Origin of the sequence: Aliterella atlantica CENA595, assembly GCF_000952155.1 — a bacterium.
GTDB lineage: Bacteria > Cyanobacteriota > Cyanobacteriia > Cyanobacteriales > Chroococcidiopsidaceae > Aliterella > Aliterella atlantica.
On the sequence record NZ_JYON01000001.1, the window covers coordinates 475,110 to 495,122 of the forward strand.

At 41.1% G+C, this 20,013-nt stretch carries 24 protein-coding genes and 1 tRNA gene; 13 read left to right on the top strand and 12 right to left on the bottom strand.

The genetic code is table 11. The features are described from left to right. Positions 1-297: 297 nt before the first annotated feature. The 4 genes from UH38_RS02325 to UH38_RS02340 all read left to right on the top strand — a co-directional run bounded on the left by UH38_RS02325 (position 298) and on the right by UH38_RS02340 (position 2,431). Positions 298-777 carry a flavin reductase family protein gene (locus tag UH38_RS02325; protein WP_045052964.1) on the top strand — a complete coding sequence of 160 codons (480 nt, stop codon included), beginning with the start codon at positions 298-300 and terminating at the stop codon, positions 775-777. Positions 778-906: 129 nt separating this feature from the next. Next, positions 907-1,260, top strand: coding sequence for a phenylpyruvate tautomerase MIF-related protein (locus UH38_RS02330; protein WP_045052965.1), 354 nt, complete (start codon positions 907-909; stop codon positions 1,258-1,260). A 47-nt stretch (positions 1,261-1,307) separates the two neighbouring features. Continuing rightward, the gene (locus UH38_RS02335; protein WP_045052966.1) at positions 1,308-1,601 is read left to right on the top strand and encodes a small RNA NsiR4-regulated ssr1528 family protein; all 294 of its coding nucleotides are present in this window, start codon (positions 1,308-1,310) and stop codon (positions 1,599-1,601) included. Positions 1,602-1,681: 80 nt separating this feature from the next. Next, entirely contained in the window at positions 1,682-2,431 is a 750-nt protein-coding gene (locus UH38_RS02340; RefSeq protein WP_045052967.1) for a DUF561 domain-containing protein, read from the top strand. Between the two features lie 128 nt (positions 2,432-2,559). Here UH38_RS02340 and UH38_RS02345 read toward each other — a convergent pair whose 3' ends face one another. Next, on the bottom strand, positions 2,560-3,684 hold the full coding sequence (locus UH38_RS02345; RefSeq protein ID WP_045052968.1) for a DegT/DnrJ/EryC1/StrS family aminotransferase: 1,125 nt from the start codon (positions 3,682-3,684) through the stop codon (positions 2,560-2,562). 94 nt (positions 3,685-3,778) lie between these two features. On the opposite strand from UH38_RS02345, the gene UH38_RS02350 reads away from it, so the two are divergent. From UH38_RS02350 to UH38_RS02365, 4 genes are all read left to right on the top strand, one after another. Next, on the top strand, positions 3,779-4,555 hold the full coding sequence (locus tag UH38_RS02350; protein ID WP_045052969.1) for an ABC transporter permease: 777 nt from the start codon (positions 3,779-3,781) through the stop codon (positions 4,553-4,555). A 41-nt stretch (positions 4,556-4,596) separates the two neighbouring features. After that, a complete protein-coding gene (locus tag UH38_RS02355; protein ID WP_045052970.1) occupies positions 4,597-5,496 on the top strand; it encodes an SDR family NAD(P)-dependent oxidoreductase in 900 nt (299 codons plus the stop codon). Positions 5,497-5,592: 96 nt separating this feature from the next. After that, the gene (locus UH38_RS02360) at positions 5,593-6,780 is read left to right on the top strand and encodes an ATP-grasp domain-containing protein (RefSeq protein WP_045052971.1); all 1,188 of its coding nucleotides are present in this window, start codon (positions 5,593-5,595) and stop codon (positions 6,778-6,780) included. After that, positions 6,780-7,661 carry a succinate--CoA ligase subunit alpha gene (locus tag UH38_RS02365; protein ID WP_045052972.1) on the top strand — a complete coding sequence of 294 codons (882 nt, stop codon included), beginning with the start codon at positions 6,780-6,782 and terminating at the stop codon, positions 7,659-7,661. The genes UH38_RS02360 and UH38_RS02365 overlap by 1 nt, the downstream gene beginning before the upstream one ends. A 15-nt stretch (positions 7,662-7,676) precedes the next feature. Here the strand turns inward: UH38_RS02365 and UH38_RS02370 are convergent, their stop codons facing one another. From UH38_RS02370 to UH38_RS26615, 4 genes are all read right to left on the bottom strand, one after another. Continuing rightward, complete coding sequence (locus tag UH38_RS02370; protein WP_045052973.1) at positions 7,677-8,504, bottom strand: hypothetical protein; 828 nt, start codon at positions 8,502-8,504, stop codon at positions 7,677-7,679. A gap of 122 nt (positions 8,505-8,626) precedes the next feature. Further along, positions 8,627-9,928, bottom strand: coding sequence for a glycoside hydrolase family 10 protein (locus UH38_RS02375; protein WP_052672220.1), 1,302 nt, complete (start codon positions 9,926-9,928; stop codon positions 8,627-8,629). Positions 9,929-10,376: 448 nt separating this feature from the next. Next, on the bottom strand, positions 10,377-10,580 hold the full coding sequence (locus UH38_RS02380) for a hypothetical protein (RefSeq protein WP_045052974.1): 204 nt from the start codon (positions 10,578-10,580) through the stop codon (positions 10,377-10,379). 446 nt (positions 10,581-11,026) lie between these two features. Then, on the bottom strand, positions 11,027-11,164 hold the full coding sequence (locus UH38_RS26615; RefSeq protein WP_160295923.1) for a hypothetical protein: 138 nt from the start codon (positions 11,162-11,164) through the stop codon (positions 11,027-11,029). Positions 11,165-11,203: 39 nt separating this feature from the next. Here UH38_RS26615 and UH38_RS02385 point away from each other — a divergent pair, with 39 nt between their 5' ends. Then, positions 11,204-12,568, top strand: a complete 1,365-nt coding sequence (locus UH38_RS02385; RefSeq protein WP_045052975.1) for an NB-ARC domain-containing protein — start codon at positions 11,204-11,206, stop codon at positions 12,566-12,568. Here UH38_RS02385 and UH38_RS02390 read toward each other — a convergent pair. From UH38_RS02390 to UH38_RS02405, 4 genes are all read right to left on the bottom strand, one after another. After that, entirely contained in the window at positions 12,565-13,791 is a 1,227-nt protein-coding gene (locus UH38_RS02390) for a BaiN/RdsA family NAD(P)/FAD-dependent oxidoreductase (RefSeq protein ID WP_045053059.1), read from the bottom strand. The two genes, UH38_RS02385 and UH38_RS02390, sit on opposite strands and share 4 nt — an antisense overlap. Before the next feature lie 110 nt (positions 13,792-13,901). After that, entirely contained in the window at positions 13,902-14,192 is a 291-nt protein-coding gene (locus UH38_RS02395) for a hypothetical protein (RefSeq protein ID WP_045052976.1), read from the bottom strand. 11 nt (positions 14,193-14,203) lie between these two features. Beyond that, positions 14,204-14,362: a rubredoxin gene (gene rd, locus UH38_RS02400; protein WP_045052977.1), complete on the bottom strand. Its 159-nt coding sequence runs from the start codon at positions 14,360-14,362 to the stop codon at positions 14,204-14,206. 75 nt (positions 14,363-14,437) lie between these two features. Beyond that, positions 14,438-15,232, bottom strand: coding sequence for a ChaB family protein (locus UH38_RS02405; RefSeq protein WP_045052978.1), 795 nt, complete (start codon positions 15,230-15,232; stop codon positions 14,438-14,440). A 101-nt stretch (positions 15,233-15,333) separates the two neighbouring features. Between UH38_RS02405 and UH38_RS02410 the strand changes: the two genes are divergently transcribed. Together UH38_RS02410 and UH38_RS02415 are read left to right on the top strand one after the other, a co-directional pair. After that, positions 15,334-15,672, top strand: coding sequence for a DUF4351 domain-containing protein (locus UH38_RS02410; protein WP_052672221.1), 339 nt, complete (start codon positions 15,334-15,336; stop codon positions 15,670-15,672). A gap of 56 nt (positions 15,673-15,728) precedes the next feature. Beyond that, the gene (locus UH38_RS02415) at positions 15,729-16,322 is read left to right on the top strand and encodes an HAD family hydrolase (RefSeq protein ID WP_045052979.1); all 594 of its coding nucleotides are present in this window, start codon (positions 15,729-15,731) and stop codon (positions 16,320-16,322) included. 6 nt (positions 16,323-16,328) lie between these two features. On the opposite strand, the gene UH38_RS25255 is transcribed toward UH38_RS02415, so the two are convergent. Next, positions 16,329-16,511 carry a hypothetical protein gene (locus UH38_RS25255; RefSeq protein WP_144405605.1) on the bottom strand — a complete coding sequence of 61 codons (183 nt, stop codon included), beginning with the start codon at positions 16,509-16,511 and terminating at the stop codon, positions 16,329-16,331. Between the two features lie 242 nt (positions 16,512-16,753). Between UH38_RS25255 and UH38_RS02420 the strand changes: the two genes are divergently transcribed. Continuing rightward, the gene (locus UH38_RS02420) at positions 16,754-17,290 is read left to right on the top strand and encodes an SRPBCC family protein (protein WP_045052980.1); all 537 of its coding nucleotides are present in this window, start codon (positions 16,754-16,756) and stop codon (positions 17,288-17,290) included. A gap of 237 nt (positions 17,291-17,527) precedes the next feature. Here UH38_RS02420 and UH38_RS02425 read toward each other — a convergent pair. Next, positions 17,528-17,612, bottom strand: a tRNA-Ser gene (locus UH38_RS02425). Between the two features lie 74 nt (positions 17,613-17,686). On the opposite strand from UH38_RS02425, the gene UH38_RS02430 reads away from it, so the two are divergent. Continuing rightward, positions 17,687-18,055 carry a 2Fe-2S iron-sulfur cluster-binding protein gene (locus UH38_RS02430; protein WP_045052981.1) on the top strand — a complete coding sequence of 123 codons (369 nt, stop codon included), beginning with the start codon at positions 17,687-17,689 and terminating at the stop codon, positions 18,053-18,055. A gap of 82 nt (positions 18,056-18,137) precedes the next feature. Here the strand turns inward: UH38_RS02430 and hepA are convergent, their stop codons facing one another. Next, entirely contained in the window at positions 18,138-19,988 is a 1,851-nt protein-coding gene (hepA, locus tag UH38_RS02435) for a heterocyst formation ABC transporter subunit HepA (RefSeq protein WP_045052982.1), read from the bottom strand. Positions 19,989-20,013: the final 25 nt, after the last annotated feature.

Genomic DNA, 20,013 nt, shown 5'->3' on the forward strand with positions numbered 1-20,013 from the left:
TAATCGCAGTACAGCTATAGCGGGGGCATCTTGGGGGGTTAGGTGATGTTTCTACTAGAGAAAATCTCTTGCTGTTCTCAAGAAGCCTTTAGATGGTAGATAGCTTCAATAGCTAACTAGCAATCAAAATAACTTACGAAAATCTATATTTGCGTAGTTGACATCGATTACTTAACGATTGACTGCTAATAATGTAATGCTCTAGAGCGATCGCAACTGCACATCTAAAACTTACCTTGGCGCTTTGAGCAAAACCATATAGCATCAAAAGTGTAGGACTAAGTAGGAGCATCATCCTTGCTAGACGAACAAGCTAAAAAAACTATGCTGCGGAAAATCCCTCACGGGCTTTATATCTGCGGGGTCAAAGATGGGGAAGAAGTCAACGGCTTTACTGCAAGTTGGTTGATGCAAGCTTCTTTTAAGCCACCTTTGGTCGTCAACTGCGTCAAGCAAGACTCCAAATCTCACGCCATGATTAAAAACAGCGGTGTTTTTGCTATCAGCTTTCTAGATGCAGAACAAAAGGACATAGCACAAAAGTTTTTTCAACCTCAGCGTCGAGTCGAAAACAAGTTTGACGATGTAGAATTTTACCCCGGCGAAACAGGCTGCCCGATTATTTCGGATTCTTTGGGTTACATTGAGTGTCAAGTTGTTGGGGCAATAGAAAAAGGCGATCATACCGTTTATGTTGGTGAAGTAATTGCTGCTGGGGTTCACCGCGAAGGCGAATCTCTCCGCCTAGAAACTACAGGTTGGCAATACGGAGGCTAGTAATAGTTTTGAGTTTTGAGCCACTAAATTAGCTCAAAATTCAAGACCATTTAATAATATAGTTTTGAGCCAGTGAATCAGCTGAGAATTAAAGACTATCTAACAATTAAGTTTGATGCGAGACTATGTATGCCGTTAATTAAAGTTCAGACTTCTGTTGCTCATACTGATAAATCTGAAGTAGAAACATTGCTGAAAAATCTTTCCGCTAAGTTGTCTAAGCATTTAGGTAAGCCGGAAAGTTATGTGATGACTGCGTTTGAATCGAACGTGCCGATGACATTTGCAGGTACTTTAGAGCCAGCGTGCTACATCGAGATTAAAAGCGTTGGCAATATGAAACCAGAGCAAACTAATACGATGAGCCAAGATTTTTGTCAGCAAATTAACCAAGCGCTAAATATAGACAAAAATAGAATTTATATTGAGTTTGCCGATGCTAAAGGGGCAATGTGGGGCTGGAATGGCTCGACTTTTGGTTAACTACAACTGGTAAAATACCTTTGCTCTAGATGTAAGTTTTATTCAATATGAACTCAGATACTCAAGCAACTACAGGCGCAGATGCTATCGATCGCGCGATTGCTAATGGGATTGATTTTGATGGTTCTCCTATCCCCCCAGCCAAGCTAGAACTCTACAACAAAGTCATGGCGATTGAAGCAGGTAGGCAGCGCAGCGGAGTATCCAATACAATGCGATCGCGAATTGTCCGCATTGGTGCAAAGCATATTTCTCAAACAGAACTCAACCAGATGCTAGTTGATGCTGATTTTGCCCCTCTCAAAGACAAGGAAGTTGCTTTTTACTACGGCGGCAAATAGCTAATTTTGCTAGAACCTAGTTTAAAAGTTCGGGTAATGTCAGAATAGACCTTACCCTTTTTTGTAGTTGGAGACTCATCATGACAATTCATTCATCTTTGCAACAAGCTTTTGATTCTCGTCAAGCACTCAAAGTCATTAGCGGTTTGCATAATTTTAACCCCGATCGCGTAGCTGCTACTGTGCGCTCTGCCGATCTTGGTGGTGCTACTTTTGTTGATATTGCCGCCGATCCTGAATTAGTTCATTTAGCTAAAAGATTGACAAATTTGCCTATTTGCGTGTCAGCAGTTGAACCAGAGTTATTTGTGCAAGCTGTAGCTGCTGGCGCAGACTTGATTGAAATTGGTAACTTCGATAGTTTTTACGCCCAAGGCAGAAGATTTGAAGCGGCTGAAGTATTGGCTTTAACATACCAAACGCGATCGCTATTGCCTGATATTACTTTATCGGTAACAGTGCCGCATATTTTGGCACTAGACTTGCAAGTACAACTAGCAGAAGATTTAGTCAAAGCTGGCGCAGACATCATTCAAACCGAAGGTGGAACGAGCAGCACTCCCGCACATGGCGGCACGTTAGGATTAATAGAAAAAGCAGCCCCTACCTTAGCTGCTGCTTATGAAATTTCTCGCGCTGTATCAGTTCCCGTACTGTGTGCTAGTGGTATATCGAGCGTTACAGCACCACTTGCGATCGCATCAGGAGCCGCCGGAGTAGGCGTTGGCTCCGCAATCAACCAACTCAACAGCGAAGTAGCAATGATTGCGGCTGTACGCTCCTTAGTTGAATCGCTAGCAACTGCAAGCCGGAGTCGGGCTGTTGTTTAATTAGAGACAAGGGGTGCAGGGGGTGCAGAGGGTGCAGGGGAAACATAGAAGATTAATGCGCTTACTCTTCTTCTTATCTCCTTGTCACCTTGTCTCCTTGTCACCCCATCTCCTTATGCGAGCAGCATTTAACTCAAGCAATCTTTGATACTATAGACAACTTGCTCCTGTTGTTCTACCGAAAGCTCAGGAAACATGGGTAAAGATAAGACTTCGCGGCTAGCTTGCTCGGCTATTGGTAATTGCCCTGATTGATAGCCAAGATGTGTATATACAGGTTGCAAATGTAGGGGGATGGGGTAATAAACCATCGAACCGACTCCTTGCTGCTGCAATTGCGATCGCACTTCATCGCGCCTGTCTGCCAAAATCCTCACCGTGTATTGATTCCACACGCCTTGAGAATCAGCTAATTGTTGAGGTGTAATAATTCCTGGAATGGGACTGAGTAATTCGTGATAGCGATGGGCGACTGCTTGACGCGCTTGGTTCCACTTATCTAAATAACGTAGTTTAATCTGCAAAATAGCTGCTTGCAGAGCATCTAAACGGCTGTTAATGCCAACTTCTGTATGGTGGTAGCGATCGCTCGCTCCATGTACCCGCAACCTCCGCATAATCTCGGCTAGCTCAGAGTTGTTAGTTGTGACTGCACCGCCATCACCGCAAGCACCGAGGTTTTTAGTCGGGTAAAAACTAAAAGTGCCAATATGTCCGATGCTACCTACTTTCTGTCCCTGCCATGAAGCCCCAGTAGACTGAGCGCAATCTTCAATTACAGCTAGCTGATGGGCTTCGGCGATCGCCATAATTGCTGTCATATCTGCTGATTGTCCGAACAGATGTACTGGGATAATTGCCTTAGTTTTGTTTGTAATCGCAGATTCTACCTGCTGGGGGTCAATATTAAAGGTTTGGGCATTAATATCTACAAATACAGGCTTTGCACCTACAGCATCAATGGTTTCTGATGTAGCAAAAAAGCTAAAAGGCGTGGTAATGACTTCATCGCCCGCACCAATGTTTAAAGCCCGCAGTGCTAAATAAAGCGCATCAGTTCCAGAATTACAGGCTATACACTCTGACACACCTACATAATCGGCAAATTGCTGCTCAAAACCTTCAACCAAAGGACCGCCGATATAACCGCAAGAAGATAGTACCTGTAAAACTGCTGTGCTAATTTCTGCTTCTAACGTGGCGTACTGTTGCTTTAAATCGAGGGGAGGAATAAAGTTCACGCTTTGACCCATAAGTTTTAATCGTAAGATTAATCAAACCAAATTTTGTATAACAAGAAAATCTTACCGTAAGATATTTAGACTCCAATATAGGAGAATTTGAGCCATGCAAGGTTTAATTGAACTTGACTTATGGGATTTAGCATTAGCACTAGGTATGATGGCGATCGCGATCGGTTTATCTGCTTGGGAGCGATTGGGGTTAGAGTGGACTTTAGCTTTAGCTACTTGCCGGACGCTTTTACAGTTGCTAGTAGTAGGCTATATTTTAGCTTTTGTCTTTGCGCTCAATAATCCTTGGGCTGTTTTAGCTATTTTGCTAGTGATGCTGACAATTGCAGCAATTGTAGCCCGCAACCGCATTGGCAAGAAAATTCCCCAAGTATTACCTTTGGTTTGGGGTTCGATTTTTATTAGTACCGTATTAACGCTCGGTTATACTACGATCTTGGTAATTCAACCTCCCAACTGGTACGAACCTCAGTACCTCATTCCCCTAGCAGGAATTGTTTTAGGCAATTCCATGAACGGTGCGGCGATCGCTGGAGAAAGATTGGCAAGTATCATCAATAGCAGTCAGCTAGAAATTGAAACCCATTTAAGTTTGGGTGCAACGCCTCAGCAAGCTGTAAGTCAGTACCGTAAAGATGCAATCAAAGCAGGGCTGATCCCGACAATTAACTCAATGATGGTTGTGGGCATAGTAACTTTACCAGGAATTATTACCGGACAATTGCTGAGTGGCGTAGACCCTTTAGCTGCTGCGTCTTACCAAATATTAATCATGTTTATGCTGGCTTTTACCAATATAGTCACAACGATATTAGTAACTCAGGGGCTATACCGTCAGTTTTTTAACAGTGCCATGCAGCTAGTTCGGTAGGCTGAACTACTATAGAAACAGCGTGTCGAACTCACAACACAATGCATAACTTGTCAGAACAAGTTGTCCTCGTTACTGGTGCTTCTGCTGGGATTGGTACAGCATTAGCAATGCTTTTAGCGCAAAAATTTCCAGGAATTAAATTAATCCTCGCCGCCCGAAATGCCGATAAATTAGAACAAGTTGCCGATTTATGTCGCAAAGCTGGGGCGGAAGTATTAGTTGTACCTACAGATTTAGAAGAAATAGAACAAGTAGAGAATTTAGCCAAAACTGCGATCGCTCATTTTGGCAAAGTAGATGCATTAGTCAATAATGCTGGTTACGGGCAAATGGGACCTCTAGAATTGATCCCTAATCAAGCAGTAGAAAGACAATTTAAAACTAACGTGATCGGACCATTAGCTTTGATTCGGGCAATAGTACCGATGATGCGCGATGCAGGGGGCGGCAGAATCATCAATATAAGCTCTTTAGGTGGGCGTTTGGCTTTTCCCTTTGGCGGGATGTATAGCGCCTCTAAATTCGCTCTAGAAGCACTGAGCGACTCTTTAAGGATGGAATTAGAGCCATTTAATATTAAGGTCAGCGTCATCGAACCAGGTCCAGTAAGTACAGAATTCTTTATAGTCGCCGCTCAAGCTGTGGAAGACACTGTTGCTACACCCGAAAATACCCCTTATCGGGCTGCTTTTAAGCATTTAGAAGGATTGGAACAAAGAACCCGCAGCCGCGCTTGGACATCAGAAAGAGTAGCGCAAGTAATTATTCAAGCCTTGCAAAGCCGCAACCCCCAGCCGCGTTACATTGCCGCTACAGGTGGTAAGTTTTTGTTGTTTATGATGACCAAAGTATTGCCTACTAAACTTGTTGATAAGTTTTGGCAGCGTTTTTATGGGATTAATCTAGTTGCCCAAGAATGGCAAAACAGCCCTAAATAGCTACTACTAAAGAAGTTGGAAAATTAAGCAATAGGTTGTAGGGTAGGGGTAGTTGGCAGCGAAATTAGCGCCGATAATTGCCCCAAATAGCCAAAAATGGATTTATTAGAGTACCAAGCCAAAGAATGGTTCCGCGAGATGGGTATTCCCGTCCTCCCATCCCAAAAAATTAACTGTATCAGCGATATTAAGGGGTTAAAAATTCCTTACCCTGTGGTACTCAAATCGCAAGTACGTACGGGTGGTAGAGGACGCGCTGGGGGAGTAAGATTTGTCACGACAACAATCGATGCGATCGCAGCAGCGCAAACAATTTTTCATTTGCCTATACTGGGGGAAGTGCCGGAAGTTGTGCTAGCAGAAGCTAAATACGATGCAGATAGAGAGTTTTATTTAGCAGTAGTGTTAGATACAGCTACTCGCAGACCTGTACTTTTAGGCTCTCCTCAAGGTGGAATTGATGTAGAGTCATCTTTAGAATTGCTACAGCAAGTTGTCGTTGATGGCGAATTTTCTCCATTCTACGCCCGCAGACTGACAATCAAAATGGGCTTGCAAGGAGCTTTGATTAATTCGGTTAGCGATATTGTGGAGAAAATGTATGGATTATTCGTGCAAAAAGATTTAGATTTAGTCGAGATCAATCCTTTGGGGGTAAGTGCCACAGGCGAATTGATGGCGCTAGATGGCAAAGTTACTGTCAACGATCGCGCGATCGTTCGTCATGCAGACATCAGTCTAATGTCGCAGAAAATAGCTCGTCGTCCTAGCGGGCAAAACTATTTTGATAGTTTGGGCAATTCTTACCAAGTCGAACAATCTGGCAATATCGGCATTATGGGCAATGGTGCGGGACTTGTGATGGCGACATTGGATTTAGTTGCAGATGCGGGGGGTAAAGTTAAAACTTGCTTGAATTTGGGGCATGGCAGTAATTTAAATCCATCTTTACCTAGTTTTGGCGATCGCATCGAACAAGGTTTGGAGTTTTTAGAGCAAGATAAAAGTATTCAAGTGGTGTTAGTCAATATTATCGGTAGCGTGCCTAAAGCGGTAGAATTGGCAGAATTTATCGGTAAATTTATCCAACGTCACGAAAGTAATAGTACGAACAAACATCGGGCGGCGACATCCTATCCTCGGATAATTGCCCGCTTTTCCGGTTTGGCATTAGAATCAGCCCAAGAGCAATTTACCGCTCTTAGCGTTCCTTTAGTAGAAAGTTTGGATGAAGCCGTATCTCAAGCAGTTCGCCAAGCTAAGTCTTCTAGCCATAGAAAATAATGATTTTACAGCCAGACAGTAAAGTTTTAATTCAAGGCATCACCGCAGACATCGCCTCAACTCATGGTTCACGGATGAAAGCGTACGGTACAAATATAATGGCTGGAGTTAATCCAGGTTCGGGCGGACAAATTTATCACGATATCCCAAGCTTTGATTTAGTAGAACAAGTAGTGGCAGAAATTGGTGCTATTGATACTACTTTAATATTTGTACCTGCTTACCAAGCTTTAGACGCAGCATTAGAAGCGATCGCTGCTGGTATTCGCCAAATTGTGATTATCTCGCCAGGAATGCCGCCTTTAGACATGGTACATTTGCTGCGTAAGGCAGAAGCAACGGAAACTATTATTGTCGGTCCTAATAGTCCAGGAATTATCATACCAGGCAAGTTACTATTAGGTACTCATCCGAGTGAATTTTACACGCCTGGATCGGTAGGGATTGTTAGCCGTAGCAGCACTTTGACTTATGAGATTGCTTTGGAGTTGACTAAATCGGGTATAGGGCAATCAATCGGGGTAAGTATTGGTGGCGATACGATCGCTGGTTCTTCGTTTCTGCAATGGTTGCAAATGCTAGATGAAGACGAAAATACTAGCGCGATCGTTTTAGTTGGCGAACCTGGTGGTAATAGCGAAGAAGCCGCCGCCCGTTATATTGCCGAAGCAATAGATAAACCTGTAATTGCTTATATAGCTGGCAGAAAAGCCCCTGCAGGCAGGCATTGGGGGCATACAGGGACTTTGGCTATGGTTGTAGGTAGAGGTGAAGATGTGGGTACAGCGCAGAGTAAATTAGCGGCATTTAAGTCTGCAAAAGTGCCTCTAGCAGAACGCCCTGCTCAAATACCTGAGTTGGTGAAGAAAGCTCTCAAGTGATATAACGCTGGCAATCTATTGTGAAGGTGCTGAAGGTTGAATCGTAGAATTAAATCTTGTTACTATTCCTCCAATATCATTAACACCTGTAGCATCAAAACCGATTGGTATTCTATTCAATTGGGCAATTTTATTATCAATGCGGTAAATAAATTGATTAACATCTAGAGGGTTGACTTTATCTTTAGTAGGAGCTTCTGGATCTACTCCTAATACAGTTCCCCCAGTAGCTAAATAACTAAGTATTTCATTTCTTAAGGCAATGTGTTCGAGATATAAATTTCCATAGGCTTTAAAGTTTTCTTCCTCCTTAAAATTACCTGGTAAATCGCCAAAAAAGATAACAGCAGTACAGGCAACAATAAAAACATTAATTAAACTGTTATGCGCTTTTTCCCATCCTATTTTACTAATGAAAAACAAACAAATAGCAGCTAATAATGCTGACGCAGACGTTAAAACAATTGAGGTGTAGTAATGGTTAGAGAAAAACACCATTATCTCAGCGTATCTATTAATTTGAAAATTTACTACCTTCAGTTGTTCTGCTATCCTAAGCTTTTCGGCTTCTTTAGCATTTATCTCTGTAGTTGCGGGTATAAGTTCTACTTGACCTTTTAACCACTGCTTTGCTTTGTTACCAGCATATAAATTTAATGAAAAATAGCTGGTACTAAGCAAGATAACTAAACTACTTGCAATCAAACAATGTCCTAAAAAGGTAGGTTGTTTATTATCTCCTCCATTAAAGTTTGTGTTAAAGAATGTTTTTATTTTTGACTGTCTATGGATTAAATTATTTGTATCTAAATGCTTGTTCGGCTCTAAATTTACTGAAGTCATGTTTATATTTCCTTCTAAAATATTTACACTTGTTTAAAGTAGTCGTATAACTTTTGTAGTAGCTTAATATTTTCACTATTAAGACAATTAATAGCTGTGATATTATCTCATGTTTTCTCTTGTCAACCAAACAAATCTTGCGGTTTAGTTAAATTTCTAGATACTATTGGTGGTTTTGATTTGTCATTTAATTCATTTAATACAGTTTCATAAAAGAAGAAAGAAGCACCAGCAAATTTTTGCTTGCGAGTTTTTTGAATTTGCTGTTTAATCAAGTGCAGACTGGCTGGAAAATTTTTTATTCCAGCAAGAATACCAATGCTAACGGGAATATGTTGACAAGCTTCTATAACTTCCTGCTTTTGAATTTCATTTACAAAAGATAGCACGTTGCTACGATAAACTTGTAAAACTATTTCTTCTGCTAAACCTGCTTGTTCCCACAATTTCCAATCTGCCAAGTAGAATTTTTTAGAAAATCCTTGAGGATTAGGAGAAATAGAAATTAAACAATTAGGTTGTTCTACTTTAACCGCATCAAAAATTTGCTTTAGCAATTGAGTAACCTTGCTAGACGCCCATTTTACCCAAGCTTCATCTGTATGGTTTTGTGGAGCAATTAATCCTCCATTTTCTTTTTGATAAAGTTCTTGAGTAGATGTATCGTAGCCCAATTCTACAGGAAAGCCGAAATGGTCATCTAATTGAATACCATCAATTTGTGGATACTTTTGCACAAACTCAGCTATTAAATCAACTATAAATTTTTGCACTTTTGGTTGACATGGATTCAGCCATACTTGCTCGTCAGGTTTATTATTGTCATGGCTTTTCAATCTAATTTGTTCTTCTCTATCGTCTAACGTCAATAAATCTTGATGTCTCTGCGCTAAAGGTGAGTTAGGAGGAGTCATTAAGCCATATTCAAACCAAGGAATAACCCGAAAATTGTGATGTTTTGCTTCTACTAAAATTTCAGCTACTATATCTCTATTTTGAAAGTTAGTATCTGGAGTAATAGAAGAGCCAATAAAAGATTGAGCGATCGCACTTTCATATAGTGTAAATCCACGCTGCCACACTACAGGATATATAGTGTTAAATCCTAAATTTTTCAGTTTTTTTAAACCTTTAGCAATATTAGGTTGAGAATGCAAGACAGCGCTGTCAACATTCGTTAACCAAATGCCTCGCATTTCCTCTACCTCAACATTAACGTCTTTTTGAAAAAAGTAGCCTAATTTACCAACGCTGCCTAGTTCTTGCTGTAATTTGACAAAACAATGTTCTCCAACTTGAAAAGCATACTGAATATCTAGTTTTTCTCCAGCTTTGACTTCAACTTTGTCTTTATCAAGCAACTTATTTACATCACTATTGCTTTTCTGAAAAATCGTATTTTTGGCTGCTGTTAATAAAACCATTCGTATATCTCTAAAAGTTTACCAAGAAGTTGAAGCTATAAGGTGAATGAACTGCTAACTAATGCCACTATTTATAAATGCCTAGCGTGCTATTTTTAGCATAAGTCTCAAAAATAGCACTGTTGTACAAGGGAACGCTGTTTTATTTAATTTTTGAATCTTGGGTCTAAAACAAATTGAATACCTTTTTCTTGACAGTAGTCTGACAACTTATTTAAAGAATTTTTAAAATTGCTGTTCGACATTCCCTGAAAACAATGAAAAGCAAGTTGATATATCAAGTTTCTGCCTAAACTCTCTTTCAAAGTAACCACCATAAATATTAATACTAAAAGTATCAAATATTATATATGTATTTACGTAAGCGATCGCTTATTGGTTTTCATCGTACATAAAGCTAAATACGTAGAGATCGCTTATTTGTGAGGGTTTAAACAGATATAAGCTACTAAAAAATATCTAGATCGATTATTCCTAGTTCTTTCTCTTTATCTGGGTGTGGAGGTAGATATTTCATTACTAGCGACACACCTAACCCTTTAGGACGAACAGCAAGTTGATAACGATCGGGGTTTAAGTCTTTTCCACCTTCATTAATAATAAATTTAAAGAGATTAGCTAAAACTTTTGCAGAATCTACAGTTACAGACATAATAACTTCTCCTGTTTATAAAGCAGCAACAACTATTCAAGACTATCAAATTAAATATTTTTCTAGACAACCTAGCTTAAATAAATTTGATGGTGAATATAACTTAGCTGTTAGCCGCAAATATTGGCAGTCGGTAAAAGTCAGGTAAAAGTCAGATAAAAGTCATTATTTTTATTAGTTAGCTTGCTTTGCATTTAGTATCGAAATAGCTGCAAGTTAAATGTAAGTATGCTAACTACCTTTGAAAATATAATTTTCTAATTTGTATGCGGTTTGACATTAAAAAAAAATTAATCGTGCAGTAGATAAAAGTTGTAAAACTATACTAAAAATTTCCGAAATAGCTTTGCTTGAAAGTGTAAGTTTATTGTTGATGGAAGATAAATCGAGCTTCCAAGTTGCTTAGTGTAACTTCAACGCTAGGAATTATTAAGCCCGTCAACGCGCTATCTAATTCTGGAGGTCTCCTCCAGAATCCGCGCGTCAAATTCAACAAGCGATCGCTCTTTACAAGCAAATAAGACAGCGATCGCACGTAAATAACTTTTCGTCTCAGCGCTGTAATAAAAATATAGACGCGCCATTATATAGCCGCATAACTAAATAATCAATAGGTGTGTAAGATGACAATTGATGAAGCGATAGGAATTGTGGAGACGGTTTTAGCAAAAGGACGCTTGAGTAAAGTCGAAGAAATTATCTTTCGTCAGTCTTGGGAAGGACTATCTTATCTAGAAATTGCTAAAAGTTCCGGCTACGATACAGGTTATCTCAAAGATACTGGTAGCAGCTTATGGCGATCGCTTTCTCAAGCTTTTGGCGATAAAGTCAGCAAAAATAATTTTCAACTAATTCTCAAACGACACGCCCAAACTCAAACGTCAACAGTATCTATAAAACCCAATATTCCTAGCAGCCATCATCTGCAAACTACGCAATGCGACTGGGGGGAAGCAATAGATACATCTATCTTCTACGGACGAAATGCAGAATTAACTACATTAGAAAAATGGATAGTTAGCGATCGCGCTCGTTTAGTAATGTTATTAGGTATGGGTGGAATTGGTAAAACTACATTATCGATAAAGCTAGCAGAACAGATTCAACAAAAGTTTACTCATGTAATTTGGCGATCGCTGCGTAATGCTCTAACCATCCAAGATATTTTGACAGATTTACTCGCGCATTTGTCTAATGGGCAAGCAATCGCTCTACCAGAGAGTGTAAACGGGAAAATTTCCTTATTAATTAACTATCTACGTGCCTCGCGTTGCTTAGTGATATTAGATAATACAGAGACAATTTTACGCGCTGGCGATCGCGCTGGCAATTATTGCCCTGGCTATGAAGGTTACGGGCAATTATTTAGATGCATAGCAGAAACTACTCATCAAAGTTGCTTGGTACTAACAAGTAGAGAAAAGCCTAGAGGTTTAGCAACTTATGAGGGTTTGACATTACCAGTGCGATCGCTCTACGTACTTGGATTAACAACAGAAGCCGCACAATATATTTTTCAAGCTAAGGGGCTTTGCATCTCATCGGAGCAAGGTAAAGTATTGGTAGAACGTTATGGTGGCAATCCTTTAGCCTTAAAGATAACTGCAACAAATATCCAAGAATTGTTTGATGGCAATGTTTGCCAATTTATCTATCAAGGCGCAGCGCTTTTTGGTGATGTCTGGCAGCTTTTAGAGCAACATTTCGAGCGGCTATCAGATCTAGAGAAGCATATCATGTATGTCCTGGCAACTCGCAAAGCATGGGTATCGATCCCAGAATTACTTGATGATATTGCGTTTGTATCGTTGAGAGATTTATTAGAGGCACTAGAGTCATTAAAAGTGCGATCGCTAATTGAAAAAGCCACGCTAACAACACCGGAAAAAACATCTCCCTGCTTCATGCAACAACCCGCAGTCATGGAGTATGTAAGTAGTAAGTTACTCGAACAAACAAACCTTGCCCTAGCTACGTTAAGTTGCTAATTTCCGATTGCTTGACCTGCTAGCCATGCTGTTGTCCAAGCGCTTTGAAAATTGAAGCCGCCAGTAACGCCATCGATGTCCAAAATTTCACCAGCAAAGTACAGTCCTGGTGTAATTCGGCTTGCCATTGATTTGAAATCAACTTGTTTGAGAGTAACGCCGCCGCAGGTAACAAATTCCTCTTTAAATGCGCCTTTGCCTTGGATTTGATAGCTACCTTGAGTAAGTTCGCAAATTAGTTGATTGAGGGTTTTATTAGATAATTCTGCCCACCTTTGTTCTGTGTCTATTCCAGCGCGGACGATTAGATATTGCCAGAGGCGATGAGGTAAGTCAACACCGCGATGTAAGGCGATCGCTTTTTTGCTATGTTCTGATTTTACTTGCAGCAGTTTTGCCCGTAGTTCTTCGCTATTAAATTGGGTTTGCCAGTTTATTAGTAAAGTGGCTTGATAGGCGCGATCGTGTAATACTCTTGCACCCCATGCTGATAGTTTTAGCACCGCAGGACCGCTTAAACCCCAATGAGTAATTAATAATGGTCCCGTTTGTTCTAGGGAAGTTTTGCTATCTACTGATAAGCGCAGTTTTACAGGATTGGCGCTAATTCCGGCTAAATCTTTCAAGTGCTTGTCGATAATGTTGAATGTAAATAGCGATGGAACTGGCGGTTCGATGGTATGACCTAGAGATTTAGCAACTTGATAGCCTAATGGGTTGCTACCTGTAGCCAAAAGGAGGCGATTGCACATTACCTTCTCTCCTGTCTTTAATTCAATGACAAATTCATCATTTTGCTTAACAACTGATACAACTGTTGTACCTGTAAGCAGTTTTACTCCTGCAAAATGAGCGGCTTTCATCAAGCACTCAACAATAGTCTCCGAACTATCTGTAGTCGGAAACATTCTGCCATCTGGTTCAGTTTTTAGCTTCACGCCTTGGCTAGCAAACCACTTAACTGTATCTATAGATTGAAAGCGACTAAAAGCACCGCGCAAGGCTTTCCCGCCTCTAGGGTAATTGGGGACTAATCCCGCCGGATCGAAGCAAGCATGAGTAACGTTGCAACGTCCTCCGCCAGATACGCGGACTTTGGCTAAAGGTTGGCGGCTAGCTTCTAATAAACTAACTTGAGTATGGGGATGGGATTTGGCACAAGCAACAGCACCAAAAAAACCTGCTGCACCACCCCCAATGACTACTACTCGTAACGGTTGCAAAGTTGTTAATTCCTTAGATACTTTCTCCAACTCCAGCCTAACTAATTTAGGCAATTGCACCACGCCAAACCGTGAGGAAGATTAGTTGCTGAATACTCAATATGCACTACTCAGCGATGAGAAGGTGTCTTGTCGAATAAAATTGTTTTGACAGGACGCGCTGAGGCGTGGATAACTGTGTTAGCTAAGGCAATAATTGGCTGACTGCAAGCAAGGCTATGAATTTCAGAAATTAACAGCGCGTTGCGGATAGCATAAGTGCTGTTATAGCGCTGTTTAGCGAAGGTACTATTATTTGCTCGTGCGACTTCTTGTACTAATAACTCAATATTGTCAGTATCCAGCACATTTTCTGCAACAGCGAAGCCATCCTCTATTACAGCAGATTTAATTAAACTCATTAAACAGTTGACTATTCAGACTCAAATTGATCTTTAGTTGCACCGCAAACTGGACACACCCAATCATCAGGAATATTCTCAAAAGGCGTACCAGGTTCTATGCCGCTGTCCGGATCTCCTACTTCTGGGTCGTACTGGTAAGCGCAAACAGTACATACGTAACTTTGCATGGCAGTGTCTCTAAAATAATTAAAGCCTCTAGAATTTGCTTCTAGAGGCTTATTGTCACTGTTTATCAAAAACTACTATACAGTCATTTTAGACTTTGACCATACACCATGTTCGTCTTGTTCAAACTGTTCGCGGACGATATCCCAAGCGTGATGTTCGGCTTTAGATTCATCGCTAGAGTTTGCTAGTTCTGAGTTGTAGTTGGCAATGTATAGCCGTTGCGCGTCTTGGGAAAGGTGAGAACGAATTTCGGGCGACAAGTGGCTGGGATCTTCTATTTGTCCCGAACGTCCGCGCGGTAATGCTGTTTCGTTAGTGTGGATTTCTTCGCCACCAGCACTTTCTAATAGTAGTTGAATTTCGCCTGATTTATCCGCAGGGACTTCTACAGCTACCATGAAGTCACCAGCTTCTATGCGGGTTTGGTAAACGGCGGCTTTGTCTTCTGGCATTCCCAATGTTACTAAAGCAGATACTAATCCAGCGCCAGCACTTCCAGCGATCGCTCCACTAGCTGCTCCTAGTAATGCTGCGCCCAAAGGTCCTGCTGCTACTAGCGTACCGACAAAAGGAACAAATAATACTCCTACGCCAGTTAATAAAGCCAATGCAGAACCAAATAAGGAACCAAAGATCGCACCTTGTCTGAGTCCGCCGAAAATTACATCTTTTTTGGTAATAAAGCCAGCAATTTTTGTTTCGGAGTGGAAGTTTTTGCCGACTACTGAAATATCGTCGCGGGAAATACCCCGATCTAGCAAGCGGTGAATTACACCATCAATTTGTTCGCGTTCTTTAAAAATTGCCGATACAGTGCGTTCTGCTGTGGAGACACTAGGTTGTGAGGCTGTCGGATTTGTTGCTGTCATTTAGTTCTCCTTGAACTCTTTGCTCTCTATTTCTTCTTGGAGAATATCTAAATAGCTATCTGTGTTACTTCATCCATAGGGTTGATTAGTTAGGGTAAGCAATGTTGTTTATTCTCAAGAATTTAGCCGCAGCGACAAGTATTTTGGCGGGCTTAGAATTAGAAGCACAGACGATCCAACAATTGATGAGGAGTCTGGTAATGCGCGAATCGACTATGTATCAGGCTATTCTACGCGAAGGTCGTGCTGAGGGGCTAGAACAGGGTCGCACAGTCGGAGAAAGAACAATAGTTATCAAGCAGCTTACTCGGAAGTTAGGTAGTCTATCACCTGACGTAATTACAAAAGTGAGTAGTTTGAGTCTTGAGGAATTAGAATCTTTGGCTGAGGCTTTGTTGGATTTTACCAATGTTGGGGATCTGGAATCTTGGTTAAAGTAATCCGAGCTAACAGTTTCGCCAGTAGAATTCAACTAACGCTGTAATTTTCTCACTCTATGTCAATTGCCCCAATTCCACCTTATAACGCTTTAATTTTTGACTGTGACGGTACTCTAGCTGATACTTTACCCGTTCACTTTCAAACATGGTTGGCATCCTTGCAAGCAGTGGGAGCAGATATTTCTAGAAATTGGTATTACCAATACTGCGGTACGTCTGCACAGGAGATGCTGCAAATTCTTAAAGTTGAATTTGGCTATCAGTTTGACTTAGAAGAAGTCGCACAAGCAAGACAAAAGCATTACCAATCTCTGCTCAATACTGTTAAGGAAGTTCAAGCTGTTGCAGAAATTGTCCGCAACCATTACCAAAAAGTACCGATGGCGGTGGCTTCAGGTGGTGAAAAAGTAGTATTAGAAGTCACACTTAATAATATTGGACTGCGCGATTACTTCGATGTTGTAGTCAGTATTGATGATGTAGAAAAGGGAAAACCCGAACCAGATATATTTTTGCTAGCATCGCAAAGGTTGGGTATCGCTCCCCAAGATTGCATCGTTTATGAAGATAGCGACGGCGGTTTAGAAGCTGCTCGTCGTGCCAAAATGCGCTCGATTGACGTGCGCGTTCTACTGCAACCTGAAGCTTAACAGCAGTTAAAACCTACTCCATCTATTTTGCCAAATCCCAAAAATTGCTGTAGCGATCGCCATCAATACCAATAGCCAAATAACTCCACCTGGAATAAATCCCAATATACCAAAGCCTCTTAACACCCAAACAGCGATGGTAATGCTGATAACGATCGCTAATATCTGTATAGTCTTTCGGTTACGCAAATCCCTAAATAGCCTCGCAATCTTATTGGCTTTCTCTCAAGTTATCTATATACATCCTATTTGGTAATTTTTGCCTATTAATTCATTTCCAATAAATTATTGGAACTTTCACAGCAGATTTAGCATCTCTTTACAAAAGTACAAGGTGGATTGACGATAATAAGTGATTAGGCTAACACATAAGCTGTATGTGTTTATACTATAGGGCTTATTTATATTGGTGTGGGAGCAGACGCAGGTTTATGGATAGATTTTCTCCGAAATTGGGCAACGAGTGGAACGATCGCAATACAACAGCATTGATGCATGGAGAAATTTTAGTAGAGACGCGATCGCATTCAGCGTGGGGAGGAGCGGTAAGTGCAACAATGTATTTACCCATGCAGCGATCGCACGTTTGGCAGCAAGTAACAGATTATCCTCGGTGGGTACAGTATTTTCCCGATGTGACAATCAGCGAAGTTTTACACAGAGGTGAGGTAAAACGCTTGTATCAAGCCGCTAAAAAAGCTTTTATATTCTTTACCGCTCAAGTCGAAGTATATTTAAATGTAATTGAAGTCGTACAGCAACAGATTCAGTTTCGGCTAGAAAGAGGCACTTTTACCGATTTTACTGCCGATTTGCACTTGCAAGATTGCCAATCCGGAACATTACTAACGTATGCAGTGCAAGCTACGCCTAATATTCCTATTCCCAGCATATTTATCCAACAAGCAATGAATTTAGAGTTGCCAGCTAATATGCGGAAAATGCGTCAAGTGATTTGTGGCAGTTAGAGCAGCACATTAACAGTGACCAGTGACCAGTGACCAGTTAAATATTCAGCCCTTGGGTTTAATTCTCCCCTCTTGAAAAGGTTTTTGCTAAGGGGCACAGAGAAAGACCGCAAACTTTCCGCAACTTAAGCCTGCGTTGTAGGTTTAAAGTTGGGGTTTAACAGTGACCAATATTGTTCGCAAGCGAACGTCTTAAACCTGGTCACTGGTCACTGGTCACTGGTCACTGCTTTAATACGGAGAGGGTGGGATTCGAACCCACGTTAAGTTGCCCTAAACAGCATTTCCAGTGCTGCGCCTTCAACCACTCGGCCACCTCTCCAGATGCCAGGAATTCTAATTATACAATGCGATGAAGCGCTAAGGTGAATAAAGACAAAAATTTTTCATATAGATATGCCTGATTTGTTTAAAATCGCAATTCGCGATCGCCAACTTAACAAAACCTACACGCTCCAAGTACCGGAAGATAAATACATTCTGCAAAATGCAGAACAACAAGGCGTAGAATTGCCTTACTTATGTCGCAACGGCGCTTGTACTACTTGCGCGGTGCGGGTAATCTCTGGAGAAATCTATCAGCCAGAGGCTATGGGACTATCGTCAGAATTGCGCCAGCAAGGTTACGCTTTACTATGTGTCAGCTATCCCCGCTCGGACTTGGAAGTAGAAACTCAAGATGAAGATGAAGTGTACGAACTCCAGTTTGGACGTTATTTCGGTAAAGGTAAGGTAAGAGCAGGTTTACCATTGGATGAAGAGTAGAAGCTAATAAATAATAAAGGAGATAGATGAGGTACATCTATCTCCTTTACTTTTAACTCTTCACTGGTCACTGGTCACTGTCTTATCCTGCTTGACTTGTTTGATTTTGCATTCTGTGATAGTTCCAAAGCTTACCGCGCTGTTCTAGCAAATCTTGATAGGAACCTTGCTCGACGATTTTGCCTTGTTCTAAAACTACAACTTTGTCTGCTTTGGCAATTGTCGATAAACGGTGAGCGATCGCAATTACAGTTCTACCAACTGCTAACTTTTCTAGCGATGCTTGAATTAACCGCTCGGAAACAGAATCGAGGGCGCTGGTAGCTTCATCTAGAATCAATATTTCTGGGTTACGCAGCAAAGCTCTAGCGATCGCAATTCTCTGCCTTTGACCTCCAGATAAGCGCACTCCGCGATCGCCCAACTGCGTTTCAAAGCCTTCAGGCATTTCTAATATAAAGTCCCAAGCATTCGCTAACTTCGCTGCTTCTTCTACTTGCTCTGGAGTAGCATTTTGCGAACCATAAGCAATATTGTCGTACACCGAGGAGTTGAAGATAAATGTATCTTGGCTAACGACTGCCATGCGACGGCGGACAGTATTGATGTCAAACTCGCGCAGATCGATGCTATCTAGAAAGACATGACCTTGAATAGGGTCGTAAAAGCGGGGAATCAAGTCAGCTAAGGTAGTTTTACCTGCTCCTGAAGCACCTACCAAAGCTGTTGTCTGACCGCGTTTGATTGTGAGAGTAATATTATTTAGGACTAGGTTACTAAAGTCGTAACCAAAATCTACCGACCTAAATTCAATTGCTTGCTGTAAGCCTGTAAATTCCCGCCTGCCATTTTCCAAGTATTTTTTGTTGTCAGTGCGTAACAGTTGCATGACGTTGTGGATTGAGCCGCGAAAATTGCTTAACATGGCTCTATTCCCGTTCATTTCGTGGATGGATGGGACGAGGCGAAATAAGATAAACAAAAATGTTAGTAATGATGCTATTTGCAGCGTGCCATTAGCAACAAATATAGTAATTGCGACAATAATCATGCTCACCAGTACAGTTGTCGCTGCACCTTCAGCAATTGGTTTAACTAATGCTAGTCCTAAAGTTGCTTTAATTGAATTGTCAACTACATCTGAGCTTGCTTGATAGTAGCGCTTGCGTTCAAAATCTTGGGTAGCAAAGGCTTGGACGGTACGAATACCGTTGATTAGTTCGATCGCTCTAGTGGCAAATTTGCCATTGGCTTTAGACACTGCAAAACTAGCTTCTCGTACTCGCTTGTTTAGATTAGACAGTGCTACCGCTAGCAGAGTAAACAGCATAATAGCGAGCATTGACAACTGCCAAGACAATTGAAACATCAAAACGGCATAAACTGCTAGCGTCATGCCCTTAGTAATGATAAAAGAACTTAACCCAAATGCCTGCTGCAACCTACCAATTTCACCAGTAATTGTATTGATAAGTTCGCCTGAATGACTGGTAGAAAAATAGCTTAAACTTAGTGACTGCAATTGCTCGAAGATTCTCTTTCTCAAGCGATCGACTAATTTAAGCTGAGTCATTTCTGTATAAACTTGGGTCAGATAGTTAAAAACTGCCCGAATCCACGTTGCTACCAAAATCAGCGTTGATACTCGGTAAAGCCGATTGGTTGACGATTCATTGATGCCTAAAATTGAAACGTCAAACCATCTTACTCCTGTTTGGATTGCTGGAGATTCTGGGTTGACCAAACTTTGTAAGAATGCTAGCAGAAACCCTAGTCCAAATCCTTCAAAAGCTGCTGCCCCCAACGCAAAAACTATAGCTAAGGTAGCAATCCAAGGAAAGTATTTGAATTCTCGCAAAATCAGATAGTTATCTTTCCAAAAATTAGTAGCTTTAAGTGAATTGCGAACAGGAGCGGGAAGATTGAAACCCATAGTTATCTGCTGACGGTAGTAATTG